Below are 15058 nucleotides of genomic sequence, written 5' to 3' on the forward strand. Positions count from 1 at the left end.
TTTTTGCCAAGGTTTGCCCTGGTGGCGGAGCCTGTCGCGGGCCAGGTGGCTGTCGTGTTCGCTGCAAATCCCGAAGGCAGTTACTCCGCGACAGCCGTCACGCCGTTTGGTGGTGGCAATGCGCCTTGCTGCTCCGCATCGCGTCGTTTCCGGACGATGGGAAAGTGATGGGAAGCGCCTGCGATGGCCTTGCGGGGAGATCCACCGCGGACTTGTTTGTCCGGGCACGGGGCGGCCGGCGGGAATTTTTCGCACGGAATTTGGATCGTTACAAATTCACTGATTCGACCGCCACGTCTGGCGCGGGACGGTGAAGCTTTCGGGGAGGGCGTTCGTGCACGGCAACGTATTCACAGGTTCGAAAGTTCGTCGCATGACCAGGCTGCTGCCGGGTCTGGGACTGCGCTTGTTGTTCGCCACGGCATGCTTGCCGAGTGCCAGCGCGGCTATCGCAAAAGATGGCGCCGTCGAGGGCTGGTTGCGCTCGTTTGAGCCGACCGAACCGCCATCGCTGGTTTCCGGGGCGACCACCAACGCGGCACTCCGTCTCGATGTGGCGGGCGGGCCGTCGACCAGCCACGCACTTGCCGCGCGAGCGGATGTGGGTTTCGATGGATTGCACGCGCTGCATTACACCGCCGGGTCCGTGGCCAACGGATCCGTGGCGCTGTTCGACGTGGATATTCCGGTGCGTGCCGATTCCGTGTTGTCGTATGTGATCTTTCCCCAATCCGTCGATGGTGATCTGCGTAACCCGGCCAACTACGTGGCCATTGATCTGCTGTTCGACGACGGCAGTCGCTTGTCGCAACTTGGCGCGGTGGATCAGCATCGCATCGGCATGACCGCGCAGGCGCAAGGGCAGGGCCGCGTGCTGTACCCCGACCAGTGGAATCTTGTCTCCACGGCGCTGGGCAACGTGGCGGCTGGTCGGCGTATCCGTCAAGTGCTGGTGACACACGACGACGCCTCTGACCGCGCGCAGTTCGAGGGTTACCTGGACGATATCCGTATCGCCGCTGAGCCAACACCGCAGCAAGCGGAGCGCCCCAGCGATTTCGTCAACACCTTGCGCGGCAGCAACAGCAACGGCCGTTTTTCGCGCGGCAACACCTTTCCTGCGGTGGCATTGCCCCACGGCTTCAACTTCTGGACGCCGACTACCCAGGCCGGCTCCGACTGGATCTACCAGTACCAGGAACGCAACGGCGCCGATAACCGTCCACGCATCGAGGCATTTGCGCTGTCGCATGAGCCCAGTCCGTGGATGGGCGACCGGCAGACTTTTCAGGTGATGCCGGCACAGGCGGCGAATGGCGTGCCGTCACTGGGTCGGGCCACGCGCGCGCTGTCCTTCGAGCACGCCAATGAGGTCGCCCGCGCCGATCTGTACCAGGTGCGTTTCGACAACGGCATGCGGGCGGAAATCACGCCGACCAATCACGCGGCGATGATGCGTTTCGGCTTCACCGGGCCGAAAGCCCAGCTGGTCTTCGACAATCGCGACGACCGCGGCGGCATCACCCTGGACCCCGCCGGAGGATCGATCAGCGGCTGGTCCGATGTGAAAAGCCGACTTTCCACCGGCGCTACGCGGTTGTACTTCTACGCCAGCTTCGACCGGCCGGTTCGCGCCAGCGGCGGCTACAAGGGCACGGCACGCGACCACGTGGCAGCCTGGTTCGCCTTCGATGTGGATGCGCGGCAACCGCAGGTGACGATGCGTATCGCCACTTCGCTGATCGGCGTGGAACAGGCGCGGCACAACCTTGAACTGGAGATCGCCCCGCAGGACAGCTTCGAGGATGTGCGTGAGCGTGCGCGACAGGCATGGGATGCCCGGTTGGGCATCATCGAAGTGGACGGAGCCAGCCGTGACGAGAAAGTCACGCTGTATTCGAACCTCTACCGCCTGTTCCTGTTTCCGAATGCGGCGTTCGAAAACACCGGCAGCCGCGAGCATCCGGACTATCGCTACGCCAGTCCGTTCTCGCCGCCGCTGGCCGTCAGCACGCCCAGCCAGACCGGCGCGCGCGTGCTCGAAGGCAAGGTCTACGTCAACAACGGCTTGTGGGACACCTATCGCACCGCGTGGCCGGCCTACACCTTGCTGACGCCGGGCATGGCCGGCGACATGATCGATGGGTTCGTGCAGCAGTATCGGGATGGCGGCTGGATCGCGCGCTGGTCATCGCCGGGTTATGCCGACTTGATGGTGGGCACCAGCGCCGACGTGGCATTCGCCGATGCGTGGCTGAAAGGCGTGCGCAATTTCGACGTGAAGTCGTTCTACCAATCGGCGCTGAAGGACGCCACCGTGGTCAGCCCGATCGCCGGTGCCGGGCGCAAGGGCATGCAGCGCTCGCCGTATCTCGGCTATACCGACAATGCCGTGGACGAAGGATTGTCGTGGTCAATGGATGGCTACATCAACGATTTCGCGATCGGCAATCTGGCCGGTGCGCTGGCCAAGGCGAGCGGCGACGATCCGTATCAATCGCATTACGCGGACGACACCCGCTACTTTCAGCAGCGTGCGCTGGATTACGTCAACGTGTTTGACCCGCGGGTCGGCTTCTTCGTCGGTCGCGATGCCGCGGGGCAATGGACCGCTGCCTCGACGCCTTTTGATCCGTTGCGCTGGGGTGGCGACTACACCGAGACGAACGCCTGGAACATGGCTTTCCATGTGCCGCAGGATGGGGTCGGTCTGGCGTCGCTCTATGGTGGTCGCGACCACCTTGCTGCCAAACTCGATCAGTTCTTTGCCACACCCGGCGTGTTTCACACCGGCAGCTACGGCGGCGTGATCCACGAGATGCTGGAAGCGCGCGATGTGCGCATGGGCCAGTACGGGCACAGCAACCAGCCATCGCATCACATCATCTACATGTACGACCTGGCCGGGCAGCCGTGGAAGACCCAGGACAAGGTGCGCGATGTGCTGTCCCGGCTGTACGTGGGCAGCGAGATTGGCCAGGGCTACCCCGGCGACGAGGACAATGGCGAGATGTCGGCGTGGTGGTTGTTCAGCGCCGCGGGTTTCTATCCGCTGCGCATGGGCACGCCGACCTACGCGATCGGTGCACCGTACTTTCCGCGGATGACCATCCATCTCGAAAACGGCAAGCGCATCGAGATCCGTGCGCCCGGCGTCAGCGATCGCAACCGCTACATACAAAGCGTCACCCTCAACGGCCGGCCGTACCGCAAGAACTACCTTGACCACGCCGACCTCGCCGAGGGCGCCGAGCTGGTATTCCGCATGGGGCCCAAGCCGTCGCGCTGGGGCACCGATGCGGCGGCAAGCTTGCCATCGCTGACGCAAGCGGGCGGCCGACCGGCACCGTGGCGCAATCTTTTCCGGCCGGGTCATGACGTGGCTGTTCTTGACGGTGACCAGCCTGCGGCAAAGCCGTTGACCGACGGTGATGCCGCCACGAGCTCGGTCCTTGACGGAAGTCATCCGACGATAGACGTCCATTTCACCGATGGCGCCCGGCGCGTGCTGATGTATACGCTGACCAGTGCGGCAACCGGCCATGGTCCTGGCGATTGGGAGCTGCAGGGTTCCAGCGATGGCAGTCGCTGGCACGTGCTGGATCGCCGTCACGGGGAGGCTTTTCGCTGGCCGCAACAGCTGCGCGCGTTTGGGGTCACCGAGCCGGGCGACTACATCTATTACCGCTTGCGCATCGACAACGGGAATGATGCAGGACCGGTCGCGTTGTCGGAGATCCAGTGGCTTGGGCAGGCGGTGGAACCGGTAGGGAAAGTGGCGGCGCGTCGCTGAACTGAAGCGGCGCGCCGGCGGTAGCGGTGGGGCCAGACAAGCAAGAAAAAACGCACGATTTCCGGTCGTGCGGCGGGGAGCTTTGTGCCCGGAAAAAGCTGGGCGCAGGGGGGCGTCGTGAACAGGCGTGGCGGCAGTGCCGGTGAGCGGCTTGTTGGCCATGTTCCCGACGGGCATGGAGAGTCGTGGCGTGCCGCAGTGCATCGGCACATGGTCAATCCTGAGTGGAGTGCATCTATCCCATGAAATTGAAAATTCTTGGTGCCATCGTGACGTCGCTGCTGTCGATCCCGGCAGCACACGCGTGGGCCAGCGACCTTCAGAACACCGTGCCCGACACTCCCGTGGCGGCTCGGGACGTGGCTGTGGGGAGTCAGGCCGACAAGGCCGACAAGCAAAAGAAGCCGGCTGCCACGCCCGAGGTCAAGCAATTGCAGGCCCTGCAGGTAACCGGCTCGCTGATTCCGCGGGCACAGGTCGAGGGCCCCTCGCCGGTCATCACGGTGACCGCCAGGGACATCGAGCAGCAGGGTTTCGGCAATGTATTCGATGCGCTGCGCGCGCTGCCGGTGTCCAACGGCTCGGTGCAGGATCCGCAATTCACGGGTGGCTACACGCCCGGCGCCAAGACGATCAGCCTCTTCGGGCTGAATCCGAGCTTCACACTGACGCTGCTCAACGGCAAGCCGATGACCAGCTACCCGCTGGCCTACAACGGCAGCAACAATATCGTCGACATCGCCAATATCCCGGTCGGCATGATCGACCATATCGACGTGCTTACCGGCGGTCAGTCTTCCATTTACGGATCGGCGGCCATTGCCGGCGTGGTCAATATCGTGTTGAAGGACCACGTGGAAGGTACCCATGTGAGTTTGCGCATGGGCGGCTACAACGATGGTGGCGGCGACAACCAGCGCCTGCAACTGAGTACGGGACACCGTTGGGGCAAGCTGGATGTGAGTGCCGGCTTGCAGGTATCCAGGGAGACACCGGTCTGGGCATTCCAGCGCAGCTACATCGACTCCTACGATGACGATCCGACCGGCAAGCCGGGAGTGCCTTCGCGGACCTTCCTGCGCATGGCTGCCGGGGCAAACCCGCATTACATCGATCCGGGGGCGGACGCCTGCGTGCCATTGGGCTATTTGTATTCGGGCACCACGCGATACAGTCATCGTGATGGCGCCAGCCTGGGCAATTACTGCGGCAGCCCGAACAACGTCAGCCTGGCGTCGCTCAGCAACAAGAGCACGGACGTCAACGGTTCGCTGTTCCTGCGTTACCACATCAACGACAACACCGAGTTGTACTCGGACATGCTGTACAGCTACAGCAACCCGACCTACAGCGGCGGCAGCCCGTTCTGGAACCAGACCTTCTACAACCAGACATCCGGCCAGTACGAACAGTGGCAGCGCATCTTTGCGCCGGAGGAAGTCGGCCTGGATGCGAAGGACCAGCACGTGTTCACCCATACCTACAACGCCAGCTTCGGCATTCGCGGCGGCATCGGCGATACGGGCTGGAGCTACGACGCTTACTACAACCGTTCTCAATCCAGGGCCGTGCGCAAGTCGACCGACTTCCTCGCCAACAATGGCGTCGATGCGTACTACCTCGGGCCGCAGCTGGGTACGGATGCTTCCGGCTATCCGATCTTCGCGCCCCATCTGGATCGGTTGTACCAGCCACTGACGACGGCGCAATACCAGCAGTTCTCCGCGACCAATCGCGCAGCGTCGATGTCATGGACGCAGAACGAGACGATCACCGCCAACACGACCGACCTGTTCCAGTTGCCGGCCGGATCGGTGGGTTTCGCCGCGATCGTGCAGGCCAGCAACGAGCGTTTCGACAACCGTTCGGGCAGCCCGCTGGCCGATGAAGGCTATTTCCGCGGAGTGGGTGGCTCCACCGTGGCATCCGGTGCGCGCTCGCAGTACGCCGCCGGTGCCGAGATGCAGGTGCCGTTGCTGAAGACCTTGAGCGCCAACCTGTCGGCGCGCTACGACAAGTACAGCTACGACGGCGGTGGCAATGGCAAGGCCACCTACAAGTTGGGCCTGGAATACCGGCCGATGGACCACCTGCTGATTCGTGGCAGCTATGCGACGGCGTTTCGCGCGCCGGACATGTTCTACCTGTTCTCCAGCCGCAGCAGCGGCTATTCCACCGCGACCGATTACTACAAGTGCCGCGCGGCAGGTTACACGTCGGACAATTTCGACAGCTGCCCCCAGGCCGGCGGATCGATGCTTGCCGTGTCCAGCGGCAATACGGGCCTGAAGGACATCACCGCCAAGTCATTCACCTACGGCTTCGTGTGGTCGAATGCGGACAACAACCTCAGCTGGTCGGTGGATTACAACGCGATCCGTATCTCCAATGAAGTGGCGATCCTGGGCAGCGACGAGATCCTCGACCTGGAGGCCAATTGCCGCCTGGGCATGTCCGAGAACGGGCAGACCGCCTACGACATCAACTCGCCGACGTGCGCCGAGGTACTGGGCGAGGTGCAGCGTCTGCCGGCCAGCGACCCGGTCAATCCCGGCGGCGTGCAACAGGTTTCGACCTATCCGATCAATGTGTCGTCCGAGTACCAGACCGGTATCCAGTCGAACCTGACCTACCGGCTCGATGCCGGTGCGTGGGGCAAGTTCATCTTCAGCGGCGATTACTACAACGAGTTCAAGCACACCTGGCAGGAAAAGCAGGGTGATCCGACTTACGACCTGCTGTGCTGTGCCAATTCCGATGAATTCAAAAGCCGCGTCAGTGGCAGCCTGACCTGGAATATCGGCAACTGGAGCTCAACCGTCTACGGCATCCGCAACGGCAATACGTGGAACGCCATCGGCACGGCGAAGAACATCGCGCCGTGGGTATTGTTCAACGGCAGCGTGCGCTACCGGCTCAACCCGATGGCCTCGATTGCGCTGGTGGCGAACAACATCGCCAACAAGCGTCCGCCGCTGGATCGCACCAATGGAAATTGGCCGTATTACGACGTGGGCAACTACAACGCCTATGGCCGCGCGGTCTCGATCGAACTGGGACTGGACTTCGGCCAATGAGCTGGGTGCGGATCGTGTCGCGCAAATGGCGCGGCATGATCCGCCCTGTCGGGACGTGGCCGTTTCAGGTGCGGAGCGTGCGCGCCGGCGACGAGGGCTTACTTGCCCGGGGACGAGCGCGGGCGCTTCGGCCCGGGCGCGGAATGCCGGCCCTGCGTTGCATCGATTTCGTCGATCCAGCCGGCACGCGAGCCCGGGAACGCATCTGCGTAGGGCACGTAGGGCTTGATGTCGAGGATCGGCGTGCCGTCGAGCAGGTCGACGCCGCGTACCTGCAACACACCATCGCCCACCGCGACCAGTTCCACCGCCGACAGGCCGAGCGCGTTCGGTCGGTGTGGCGAACGCGTGGCCAGTACGCTGCGCTTGCCGCCGCCGCGCGGCGGGCGCACCTCGGCCTTCCAGCCTTCGCTGCGATGGAAGGCGAACACCAGCCAGATCCGTTCGAAGCCGGCCAGGTCGCGGTAGGCTGCCGCGGGGAAGTCCGCGATGAACTCGATCGTGGCCTCGGCCGCTTCCCGGGTCTCGGTGCCGGCCACCACGGTGGACTGGTGCGGCGCGTCGATCCGCCGCGCATACGGTGAACGCACGAAGGCGATCGGCGGGCAGGACAGGGCGCTGGAGGTATCGTGGGCGGTGCTCATTGCGGCATTATCCACCCTCGCCCTGCCTCTCCATGGTTCCGTGAACCTTCCCGCCGAGGACGCCATGAAATACCTCGTGATGATCTACTGCGACGACGCCTTGCTGGGCGCACTGCCCGAAGGCGAGTTCGATACCCTGATGCACGGTTGCTTCGTCAAGGCCGACGCCTTGCGCGCCAACGGACAGCTGCACGATTCGCAGCAACTGGAAGCGCCGGCGACCGCGCGCACCGTGCGCGTGCGCGAGGGTCGCACCAGTGTGGTCGATGGCCCTTACGCCGAAACCAAGGAATACCTGGGCGGCTTCAACCTGATCGAGGCGGCCGACATGGACGAGGCGGTGCGCATCGCCTCGAACTTCCCGTGGTCGCGCACCGGCGCGATCGAGATCCGCCCGCTCCGCGACATGGATGCGGTGCGCCAGCGGGTAGGTGCGTGAGCATGCGCGACGACGATGATTTCGAGGACGACCGCGACTTCGACGACGAAGACGATTCGGTCGAGGCGCGGGTGTGGCAGCTTCTGTTGCTGATCAACCCGGGCGACGAAGACTCCGCGCTGCAGCAGTTCACCGCCTACCGCGAAGCGGTGGCCGATGGCGACGAGTCCGAGCCGGTCGAGCTGGTGGCGCGGGTGATCGACTGGCGCGCGGGCTTCATGGTTGCCGAGGACGACCTGCGCTCGCTGGTGCAGGCGCTGGACGAACTCAGCGCGCGCTGGAACCTGTCGATCGACTGGAACGGCGACCCGGACGACGACGATTATTTCGATGATCGCGATGCCGGCAGCGTGCTTGGTATCGCTTACGACCGGCTGGCCGAATCCGGCTATACCTTGTGGACCTGGGAAACCGAGGACGACTCGCATGCCGGCTGGATCACGCTGAGCCGCGACAACGAGCCGATGCGCGAACTGGCCACGGCGCTGCACATCAACCTGCGTCTGGGCAGCGACTTCGGCTGAGCCGCGAAGAAGGAACGGGACAGGCATGCTGCAACTGATCGGCTTCGATGGCGACGACACGCTGTGGCACAGCGAGGGCTACTACCGCGAGGCGAACGACGCGTTCGCCGCGATCGTGGGCCGCTACGTGGACCTGGGCGACCAGCGCGTGCACGACACCATGCTGGCCACCGAACAGCGCAACCTGCAGCTGTTCGGCTACGGTGCGAAAGGCATGGCGCTGTCGATGGTGGAAACCGCGATCGCGCTCAGCGACAGCCGCATCAGCGCCGCCGACATCCACCGCATCGTCGAGCTGGGCAAGAGCGTGCTGCAGCATCCGGTGGAACTGTTGCCGGGCATCCGCGAGGCGGTCGAGGCGGTGGCCGCGCACCACGACGTGGTGCTGATCACCAAGGGCGACCTGTTCCACCAGGAGAAGAAGGTGGCGCAGTCCGGCCTGGCCGACCTGTTCCGCCGCATCGAGATCGTGTCGGAGAAGAACGCCGCCACCTATCGGCGCGTGCTGGGCGAGTTCGACCTGCAACCGGCGCAGTTCGCGATGGTCGGCAACTCATTGCGTTCGGACATCGAGCCGGTGTTGCGCCTGGGCGGCTGGGGCGTGCACATGCCCTACCACGTGACCTGGGCCCATGAACTGGAGAGCACCGTGGAGGCGAACGATCCGCGGATGGTGAGCGTCGATGCTCCCGCGGGGATCGCCGCGGCCGTGGCGCAACTGGCGCAGCGTTGCCGGTAATGCCGGCGCCAGCTCAGGCCGGGTCGTCGGCGGGCCGGCTGTCGGCGGACAGGTCGTCATCGAAGCCGGTATAGCCTTCGGGAAAGATCGGTGTGCCGTCCTGTTCCAGTCCGCTCATCTCGGCCAGCGCCTTGGCGGCGGCCGTCTCGGCCACCGTCTTGTCGCGGAAGCTGCGGTTCTCGCAGATCGCGTAGTACACCGGGAAACCGTGGCGGCGTGGCGTGATCGCCAGCCACGCGGCGTAGCGCGAGCCTTCCAGGGTGGCGCCGGAGCGGGCAAGGTAGTTGTCGAACTCGCGCTCGGCCATGGCTGTCGGTTCCGCTCGGAAAGCATGCATTGTATAGGGATGGCCGCCGATGCCGGCGCGTCGAAGCAGGGCCCGTCCTCGAAGGCGGACGCGCTTCAGCGGTTCCGCGCGCTGTTCGCGGCGCGGATCTGGCCGATGCCCAGCGCCTCGCTTTCGCCCGGTGGCGGCAGGCCGGTCTTCCGGCAGAACGCGACCAGGCGCGAATCTTCGCGGAAACGCAGGATGAGCGGGTCGCTCAGCATGAACAGGATGTCGTGGGCCGGCGCGCGCTCCAGCCATTCCATGGTCCTGTCCGCGTCGCCGCGCAGCGCATAGGCTTGCGCGACCAGATAGGGGCTGGTTTTCGCCCAGACCTTGTCGGCGAGCACCTTCGCCAGTGCCGCATCCGCCTCTGCGCGGTCCGGGGAAATCTGCGTGGCGATCGCCAGATTCATTTCGCGCCACGGCGAGAGCTGCTTGCGGGCGGCCTCCTGCGCGGCATTCACGTCGCCGCGCGCGATGGCTACGTACATGAACTGGTATGGCCGGGATGATTCCGGTGGCGACAGGTCCTCGGCGATGCGCAGGTACTTCGTCGCCTCGTCCAGCCGGCCAGTCGCCGTCAGCAGTTTGGCGTATTCGAAATCGTTGACGTTGTACAACGGCTCGATCGAGAGGAGTTGCTCGCGCAGCCGGATCGCCTCCCCCAGTTTCCCCAGGCCGGCCAGTACGAAACCGCAGCCATTGAGAACCGTGCCATCCTCCGGTGCCAGCTGCACGGCACGGCGGCATTCGGCCAGGGCGCCGCGGGCATCGAAACTGTAGAACTGCAGGTAGGCGCGGGCTGCGTGGGCCTGGCCCAGGCCGGGCGCCAGTTGCAGCGCCTTGTCCGCTGCCAGGCGCGATTGGCGCAGCTGTTCGCGGGCCACCGCGGGAGGATCGTCCCGGAACGCGGCGACGGTACTCCACGATCCGGACAGGTACGCCCATGCCATCGCGTATTGCGGGTCCAGCTGCACGGCCCGGGCCATGTACTCGGCGGCCTTGGGGAAATCCTGGTTGTGCCAATGCTGCAGGCCCTGCAGATAGACGTTGTAGGCGTCGATGTTGCCGCCGGGTGGGCGGTCGTTCGGTCTTGCCGATGCTCCGGGCGACAGCAGCTTCAGCTGCAGCGCACCGGCCACCGCCTGGGCGATCTCGTCCTGCAGGGCGAACAGGTTCCTGTACGGCCGGTCGTAGTGCTCGGTCCACAGCGTGCTGCCGTCGGCGGCGCGTGTCAGTGACGCGTTGATGCGCACGACGTCACCGGCGCGCTGCACGCTGCCGGCGAGCAGGTAGGCCACGCCCAGCTTGCGGCCGATCGTCGCGCTGTCGTCCTTGCTGTCGCGGAAGCGGAAGGCCGAGGTGCGACCGATCACCTTCAGTCCCTGGAACCGGGACAACGCGTCGATCAGGCTTTCCGACAGGCCGTCGGAGAAGTACACCTGCTGCGCGTCGTTGCCGGCGTTGACCAGCGGCAGCACCGCGATGCTCCGCTCCGGGACCGGCCCCGGGGCGCTCGGCGCATGCGGCCACCATGTCCAGCCGGCGAAGGCGAGCAGCGCCAGCAGCGGCAGCAACCACGGCAGCGCACGCGGCACGGCGCCCCGGTCGCTGGCGCGCCGCCCGCTGGCGCGGGGCGGTGGGGCAGGGGACGGCACCGGCACCATCGGCGCTGCCGGCACGGATGCCTGCAGGGCCTGCAGTGGGTCGTCGGGCGCGGCTTCGGGAAGGTCGAAGCGGTAACCCACGCCATGCACGGTGTGCAGGTAGCGCGCCGCTTTCGCGTCCTCGCCGAGCGCGTGCCGCAACAGGGTCATCAGCCGGTTCAGCACCCCCGGGGTGACGTGGCGGTGGCCCCAGACGGCGTCGAGGATCTCGTCGCGGGTGAAGACCCGGCCGGGGGTGCCGGCGAGCAGCGCCAGCACGGCGAAGGCCTTGGGTTCCAGCGGCTGCTCGATGCCGTCGCGCAGCAATCGCCGGCCCGCGAAGTCGATCGCGGATTCGTCGAAGGCGAGCGGGGCGGGCGTTGAGGGGTCCATGGCGTCCTGTGGCGGTGCACGTGGGTGGACGAAAACCTGCGCTGCGGGGCGGCCCCCAATGTTTTCCCAAGGAATCCAAGCAATGTCCAGTGCTTCCCCAGCGGCGGCCTCAAGACCCGTGGCGCCGCATTCCCGAAGCTGGCCACACCGGCACCCGCCGGCACGTCGCCCGAGGAGATCGCCATGAACCGTCGCCTTCGTTTCGCCGCCGTCCTGCTCACGGCATGTGTCGCACCGGCCTTCGCCCAGGAGGGCGCGGCGACGCTGCCGTCGGTCCGGGTCACCGGGTTCGTCGCCGATTGCGCGTCACCCCGCCTGCCCACCCAGCGCCAGGTCGAGGCATGGACCGGCCTGCACAACTTCGGCCAAGTCTACGCCGCGCGCGAGCGACTGATGGCCGGAATCGGTCGCGCCTGCCAGGGGCGCGGCGTCGATAACGTGCAGGTCGTGATGCACCGGCTTTCGCAAGGCGAGCCGCGGCTCGTCGCCATGGCGCGGCAAGCCCGCTGAGCGGGGCTTGCCGCGGTTGTCCACCTCATACGCAAGGAGATACGCATGAACCGCAAATACCCACAATGCGCACTGGCCATCGCCGTGGTCCTGTCCGCCAGCACTTACGCCAGGAACTACGGCGCGTGGAGCAACGCGGTGCCCGCTCCCGGGATCAACACCGCGGCGGCCGAGGGCTGCCCGATCGAATCGCCGGACGGTAAGTACCTGTACTTCATGTCCACCCGCAATGGCGGCCTGGACAACTGGCGTGCGAGCTGGAACGTCGCGCTGCGCAGCTGGGAGCACGCCGCCAACCTCGGTGCGCCGGTGAACTCGCCCACCGCCGCCGACTACTGTCCCACGCCGTTGCCCGGCAAGTGGCTGCTGTTCGTCAGCTCGCGGCAGAACGCCGGGGACTGCGCCGGCTGCAAGGCGATGCCGGCGCCGCCGCCCGGCAGCCCGCCGGCCGGCGACATCTTCCTGACCCGGGAAAACCCCGCGCACGGCTGGGGCACGCCGGTTGACCTGGGCGGCTACGCGGACGGCGGCCCGAACACCCGGGGTTCGGAGTACAGCCCGTCGGTGGTGGAAACCGCCGAGGGCACCTTCCTGTACTTCTCCAGCGACGGCTATCCGGACAGCAAGAGCCATGACATCTACATGAGCCGGATGCGCGCCGACGGCACGTTCGGGCCCGGCGTGCGCGTGGCCGAGCTGAGCACCGACGCCGCCGACCTGATGCCGAACGTGCGCCGCGACGGACTGGAAATCGTGTTCAGCAGCAACCGCGCCAGCGCCGATCCGCGCAACCAGGACATCTGGTACGCGACGCGCCGGAATACCCGCTCGCCATGGACGGTGCAAGGTCCGATCGAGAACACCGCCGTCAACACGCCGGACGGCGCGGAAACCCGCGCCACATTGTCGGCCGACGGCACCCGCCTGTACTTCGGCCGCAAGCATTTCGCCCAGGTGCCGGCGGACCCGGGCGATGTCTACGTCAGCACGCGCGTCAGGTTGAACAGGAGCGGCGGCTACTGAACCTGCGCGAGGAACAAGGCCGCGGCGGCCATCGCCATCGCGGCCTTGTTCGTTTCGCTCCGGGCGCGTGCCGTGCATCGCATGGCCTGATTGCCGCATCATGGCGTGATGATTGCCGCCTCTTCGCCACCACGCGTCGTGCTGGACACCAACGTGTGTCTGGACATTTTCCTGTTCCACGATGCGCAGTCCGCCGCGCTGCACGTGGCGATGCGCGAGGGCCGCATCCAGGCGGTGACGCGCAGCGACTGCCGCGCCGAATGGCTGCGCGTGCTGCACTATCCGCAGGTGCCGATCAGCGCCGAAGCACGGCCCGGCATCGAGGCCGCGTTCGATGCCCTGGTGCACTGCCTGCCGGACGAACAGGCCACCGCGTCGCCCGGGGTATCGCTGCCGCGCTGCGCGGACCCGGATGACCAGATGTTCCTGGAGCTGGCGCAGGCCTCGGGTGCGCGCTGGCTGGTCAGCAAGGACAACGAACTGCTGAAGCTGGCGCCGCGCTGCGCCCGCGACGGCTTGTTCTGGATCGGCCTGCCGCAGGCCTGGTCGCCGCGCCACGGTTGACGACCGCGTCACCCGGCTTCGTGCTGTACTGGCCTGGCTACCCGTGGAGATGCGCCATGCTCACGCCAGAGATCATCGATTGCCCGTATTGCGGCGAATCCATCGGCATCCTGATCGACGCCTCGATTTCCAGCCAGCAGTACATCGAGGATTGCCAGGTGTGCTGTCGCCCGATCACGCTGAGCGTGGAGGTCGACGAGGACGGTGCGGTCGCGGTGCGCGCATCCGGCGAGAACGATGCCTGAGCGAGCCCGCGCTGCTACACGATGCCGATGCCTTGCTCCAGCAGCGCGGCGCGAGTGGTTGCATCGCTGGCCGACGTCACCGGGCGGCTGAGGTCCCACAGCACGCTGGCGCGAAAGCCGAGTTCCCGCGCATCCTGCGCCGTCCACAGCACGCAGACGTCGCGGGCCAGCCCGCACACCACGACCTCGTCCACGCCGCGTTCGCGCAGCCAGCCGGCCAGGCCGGTGCTGGGGCGGCTTCCATCCGGGCCGTGGTTCTCGCGAAAGCCGCTGTAGGAATCCACGGCGGGATCGCTGCCCTTGCGGATCACCGCGTCCAGCGCCGACCAGTCGATGCCCGGATGCAGCTCGGCCCCGGCCGTGCCCTGCACGCAGTGATCGGGCCACAGCGTCTGCGGCTGGCCGTACAGGTCGATCCGCTCGAACGCGGCGCGTCCCGGATGACCGCTGGCGAACGACACGTGGCCTGGCGGATGCCAGTCCTGCGTGGCGATCACGTGGCGGAAGCGACGCGCGCGCAGCAAGGCATCGATGCCGGGCACGATGGCGTCGCCCTCGTGGCAGGCCAGCGCGCCACCGGGCATGAAGTCCGGTTGCACGTCGACCAGGATCAGCGCGGCATGGGCAGGGCGGTTCGATGTCATCGACGGTTTCTTGTGAATCGGTCGGCGAAAGTCTAACCGGAACCGGCTACGCGACCGGATGACCCATAATGGCCGCAGGCATACGAACCGGGGGCGCGCAGTGCAGTACGACCAGTCGTGGATGGGATACGGAATCATCGGTGGCCTGCAGGCCGGCCTGATTTCCGCCGTGGCGGGATTCGTCCTGTTCCTGTTGTTCCACTGGCTGGGTCGGCGCAATGGCTGGAGTTACGGTCCGCAGATCGGCTGGTCGTTCCTGCTGGCCAGCGCACTGACCGTCAGCGGCGACCTGTGGAACCTGTTCTATTTCAATTACGGGCGGATGCAGTCGCTGCAACTGCTCAAGGTGAAGCTGGCCGAAGTGCACGATCCGGACAGCATCGGCCTGCGCACCCTGTGCGAAGTGCTCGGCGTGGCCGTGGGCATCTACCTTGCTTGGGCCCTGTGCAGCGGCGACTGGAAACACCGCTTCGGCCGCCGCCGCTGAAT

The 15058-nt window shown here is 66.0% G+C and carries 14 protein-coding genes; 10 read left to right on the forward strand and 4 right to left on the reverse strand.

The annotated features are described in order from the left end of the window. Positions 1-373 precede the first annotated feature (373 nt). A complete protein-coding gene (locus tag ASD55_RS12535) occupies positions 374-3793 on the forward strand; it encodes a GH92 family glycosyl hydrolase (RefSeq protein ID WP_082542774.1) in 3420 nt (1139 codons plus the stop codon). A 242-nt stretch (positions 3794-4035) separates the two neighbouring features. Further along, the gene (locus tag ASD55_RS12540; protein WP_056766584.1) at positions 4036-6870 is read left to right on the forward strand and encodes a TonB-dependent receptor; all 2835 of its coding nucleotides are present in this window, start codon (positions 4036-4038) and stop codon (positions 6868-6870) included. Positions 6871-6968: 98 nt separating this feature from the next. On the opposite strand, the gene tsaA is transcribed toward ASD55_RS12540, so the two are convergent. Further along, positions 6969-7514, reverse strand: a complete 546-nt coding sequence (tsaA, locus tag ASD55_RS12545) for a tRNA (N6-threonylcarbamoyladenosine(37)-N6)-methyltransferase TrmO (protein ID WP_056766586.1) — start codon at positions 7512-7514, stop codon at positions 6969-6971. Positions 7515-7578: 64 nt separating this feature from the next. On the opposite strand from tsaA, the gene ASD55_RS12550 reads away from it, so the two are divergent. Genes ASD55_RS12550 through ASD55_RS12560 form a run of 3 tightly spaced genes read left to right on the forward strand, consistent with a single transcriptional unit; the run spans position 7579 to position 9216 of the window. Continuing rightward, complete coding sequence (locus ASD55_RS12550; protein ID WP_056766587.1) at positions 7579-7953, forward strand: YciI family protein; 375 nt, start codon at positions 7579-7581, stop codon at positions 7951-7953. A gap of 2 nt (positions 7954-7955) precedes the next feature. Continuing rightward, positions 7956-8477, forward strand: a complete 522-nt coding sequence (locus tag ASD55_RS12555; RefSeq protein ID WP_056766589.1) for a hypothetical protein — start codon at positions 7956-7958, stop codon at positions 8475-8477. A 25-nt stretch (positions 8478-8502) separates the two neighbouring features. Next, positions 8503-9216 (forward strand): HAD family hydrolase, encoded by a 714-nt coding sequence (locus ASD55_RS12560; protein WP_056766591.1) that lies wholly within the window; start codon positions 8503-8505, stop codon positions 9214-9216. 13 nt (positions 9217-9229) lie between these two features. On the opposite strand, the gene ASD55_RS12565 is transcribed toward ASD55_RS12560, so the two are convergent. Both ASD55_RS12565 and ASD55_RS12570 read right to left on the reverse strand, forming a co-directional pair. Then, positions 9230-9523, reverse strand: a complete 294-nt coding sequence (locus tag ASD55_RS12565) for a hypothetical protein (RefSeq protein ID WP_056766593.1) — start codon at positions 9521-9523, stop codon at positions 9230-9232. A 95-nt stretch (positions 9524-9618) separates the two neighbouring features. Further along, a complete protein-coding gene (locus tag ASD55_RS12570; RefSeq protein WP_056766596.1) occupies positions 9619-11583 on the reverse strand; it encodes a winged helix-turn-helix domain-containing protein in 1965 nt (654 codons plus the stop codon). A gap of 24 nt (positions 11584-11607) precedes the next feature. Between ASD55_RS12570 and ASD55_RS12575 the strand changes: the two genes are divergently transcribed. From ASD55_RS12575 to ASD55_RS12590, 4 genes are all read left to right on the forward strand, one after another. After that, positions 11608-12093, forward strand: a complete 486-nt coding sequence (locus ASD55_RS12575) for a hypothetical protein (protein ID WP_157598994.1) — start codon at positions 11608-11610, stop codon at positions 12091-12093. 45 nt (positions 12094-12138) lie between these two features. Then, entirely contained in the window at positions 12139-13116 is a 978-nt protein-coding gene (locus ASD55_RS12580) for a PD40 domain-containing protein (RefSeq protein WP_056766599.1), read from the forward strand. Between the two features lie 108 nt (positions 13117-13224). Then, positions 13225-13680 carry a putative toxin-antitoxin system toxin component, PIN family gene (locus ASD55_RS12585; RefSeq protein ID WP_056766601.1) on the forward strand — a complete coding sequence of 152 codons (456 nt, stop codon included), beginning with the start codon at positions 13225-13227 and terminating at the stop codon, positions 13678-13680. A 56-nt stretch (positions 13681-13736) separates the two neighbouring features. Beyond that, on the forward strand, positions 13737-13925 hold the full coding sequence (locus tag ASD55_RS12590; RefSeq protein WP_056766603.1) for a CPXCG motif-containing cysteine-rich protein: 189 nt from the start codon (positions 13737-13739) through the stop codon (positions 13923-13925). A gap of 14 nt (positions 13926-13939) precedes the next feature. Here ASD55_RS12590 and pncA read toward each other — a convergent pair whose 3' ends face one another. Beyond that, the gene (pncA, locus tag ASD55_RS12595; RefSeq protein WP_056766604.1) at positions 13940-14569 is read right to left on the reverse strand and encodes a bifunctional nicotinamidase/pyrazinamidase; all 630 of its coding nucleotides are present in this window, start codon (positions 14567-14569) and stop codon (positions 13940-13942) included. 100 nt (positions 14570-14669) lie between these two features. Between pncA and ASD55_RS12600 the strand changes: the two genes are divergently transcribed. Then, entirely contained in the window at positions 14670-15056 is a 387-nt protein-coding gene (locus tag ASD55_RS12600; protein WP_056718123.1) for a hypothetical protein, read from the forward strand. Positions 15057-15058: the final 2 nt, after the last annotated feature.

It is taken from the genome of Rhodanobacter sp. Root561 (assembly GCF_001427365.1).
Classification (GTDB): Bacteria; Pseudomonadota; Gammaproteobacteria; order Xanthomonadales; family Rhodanobacteraceae; genus Rhodanobacter.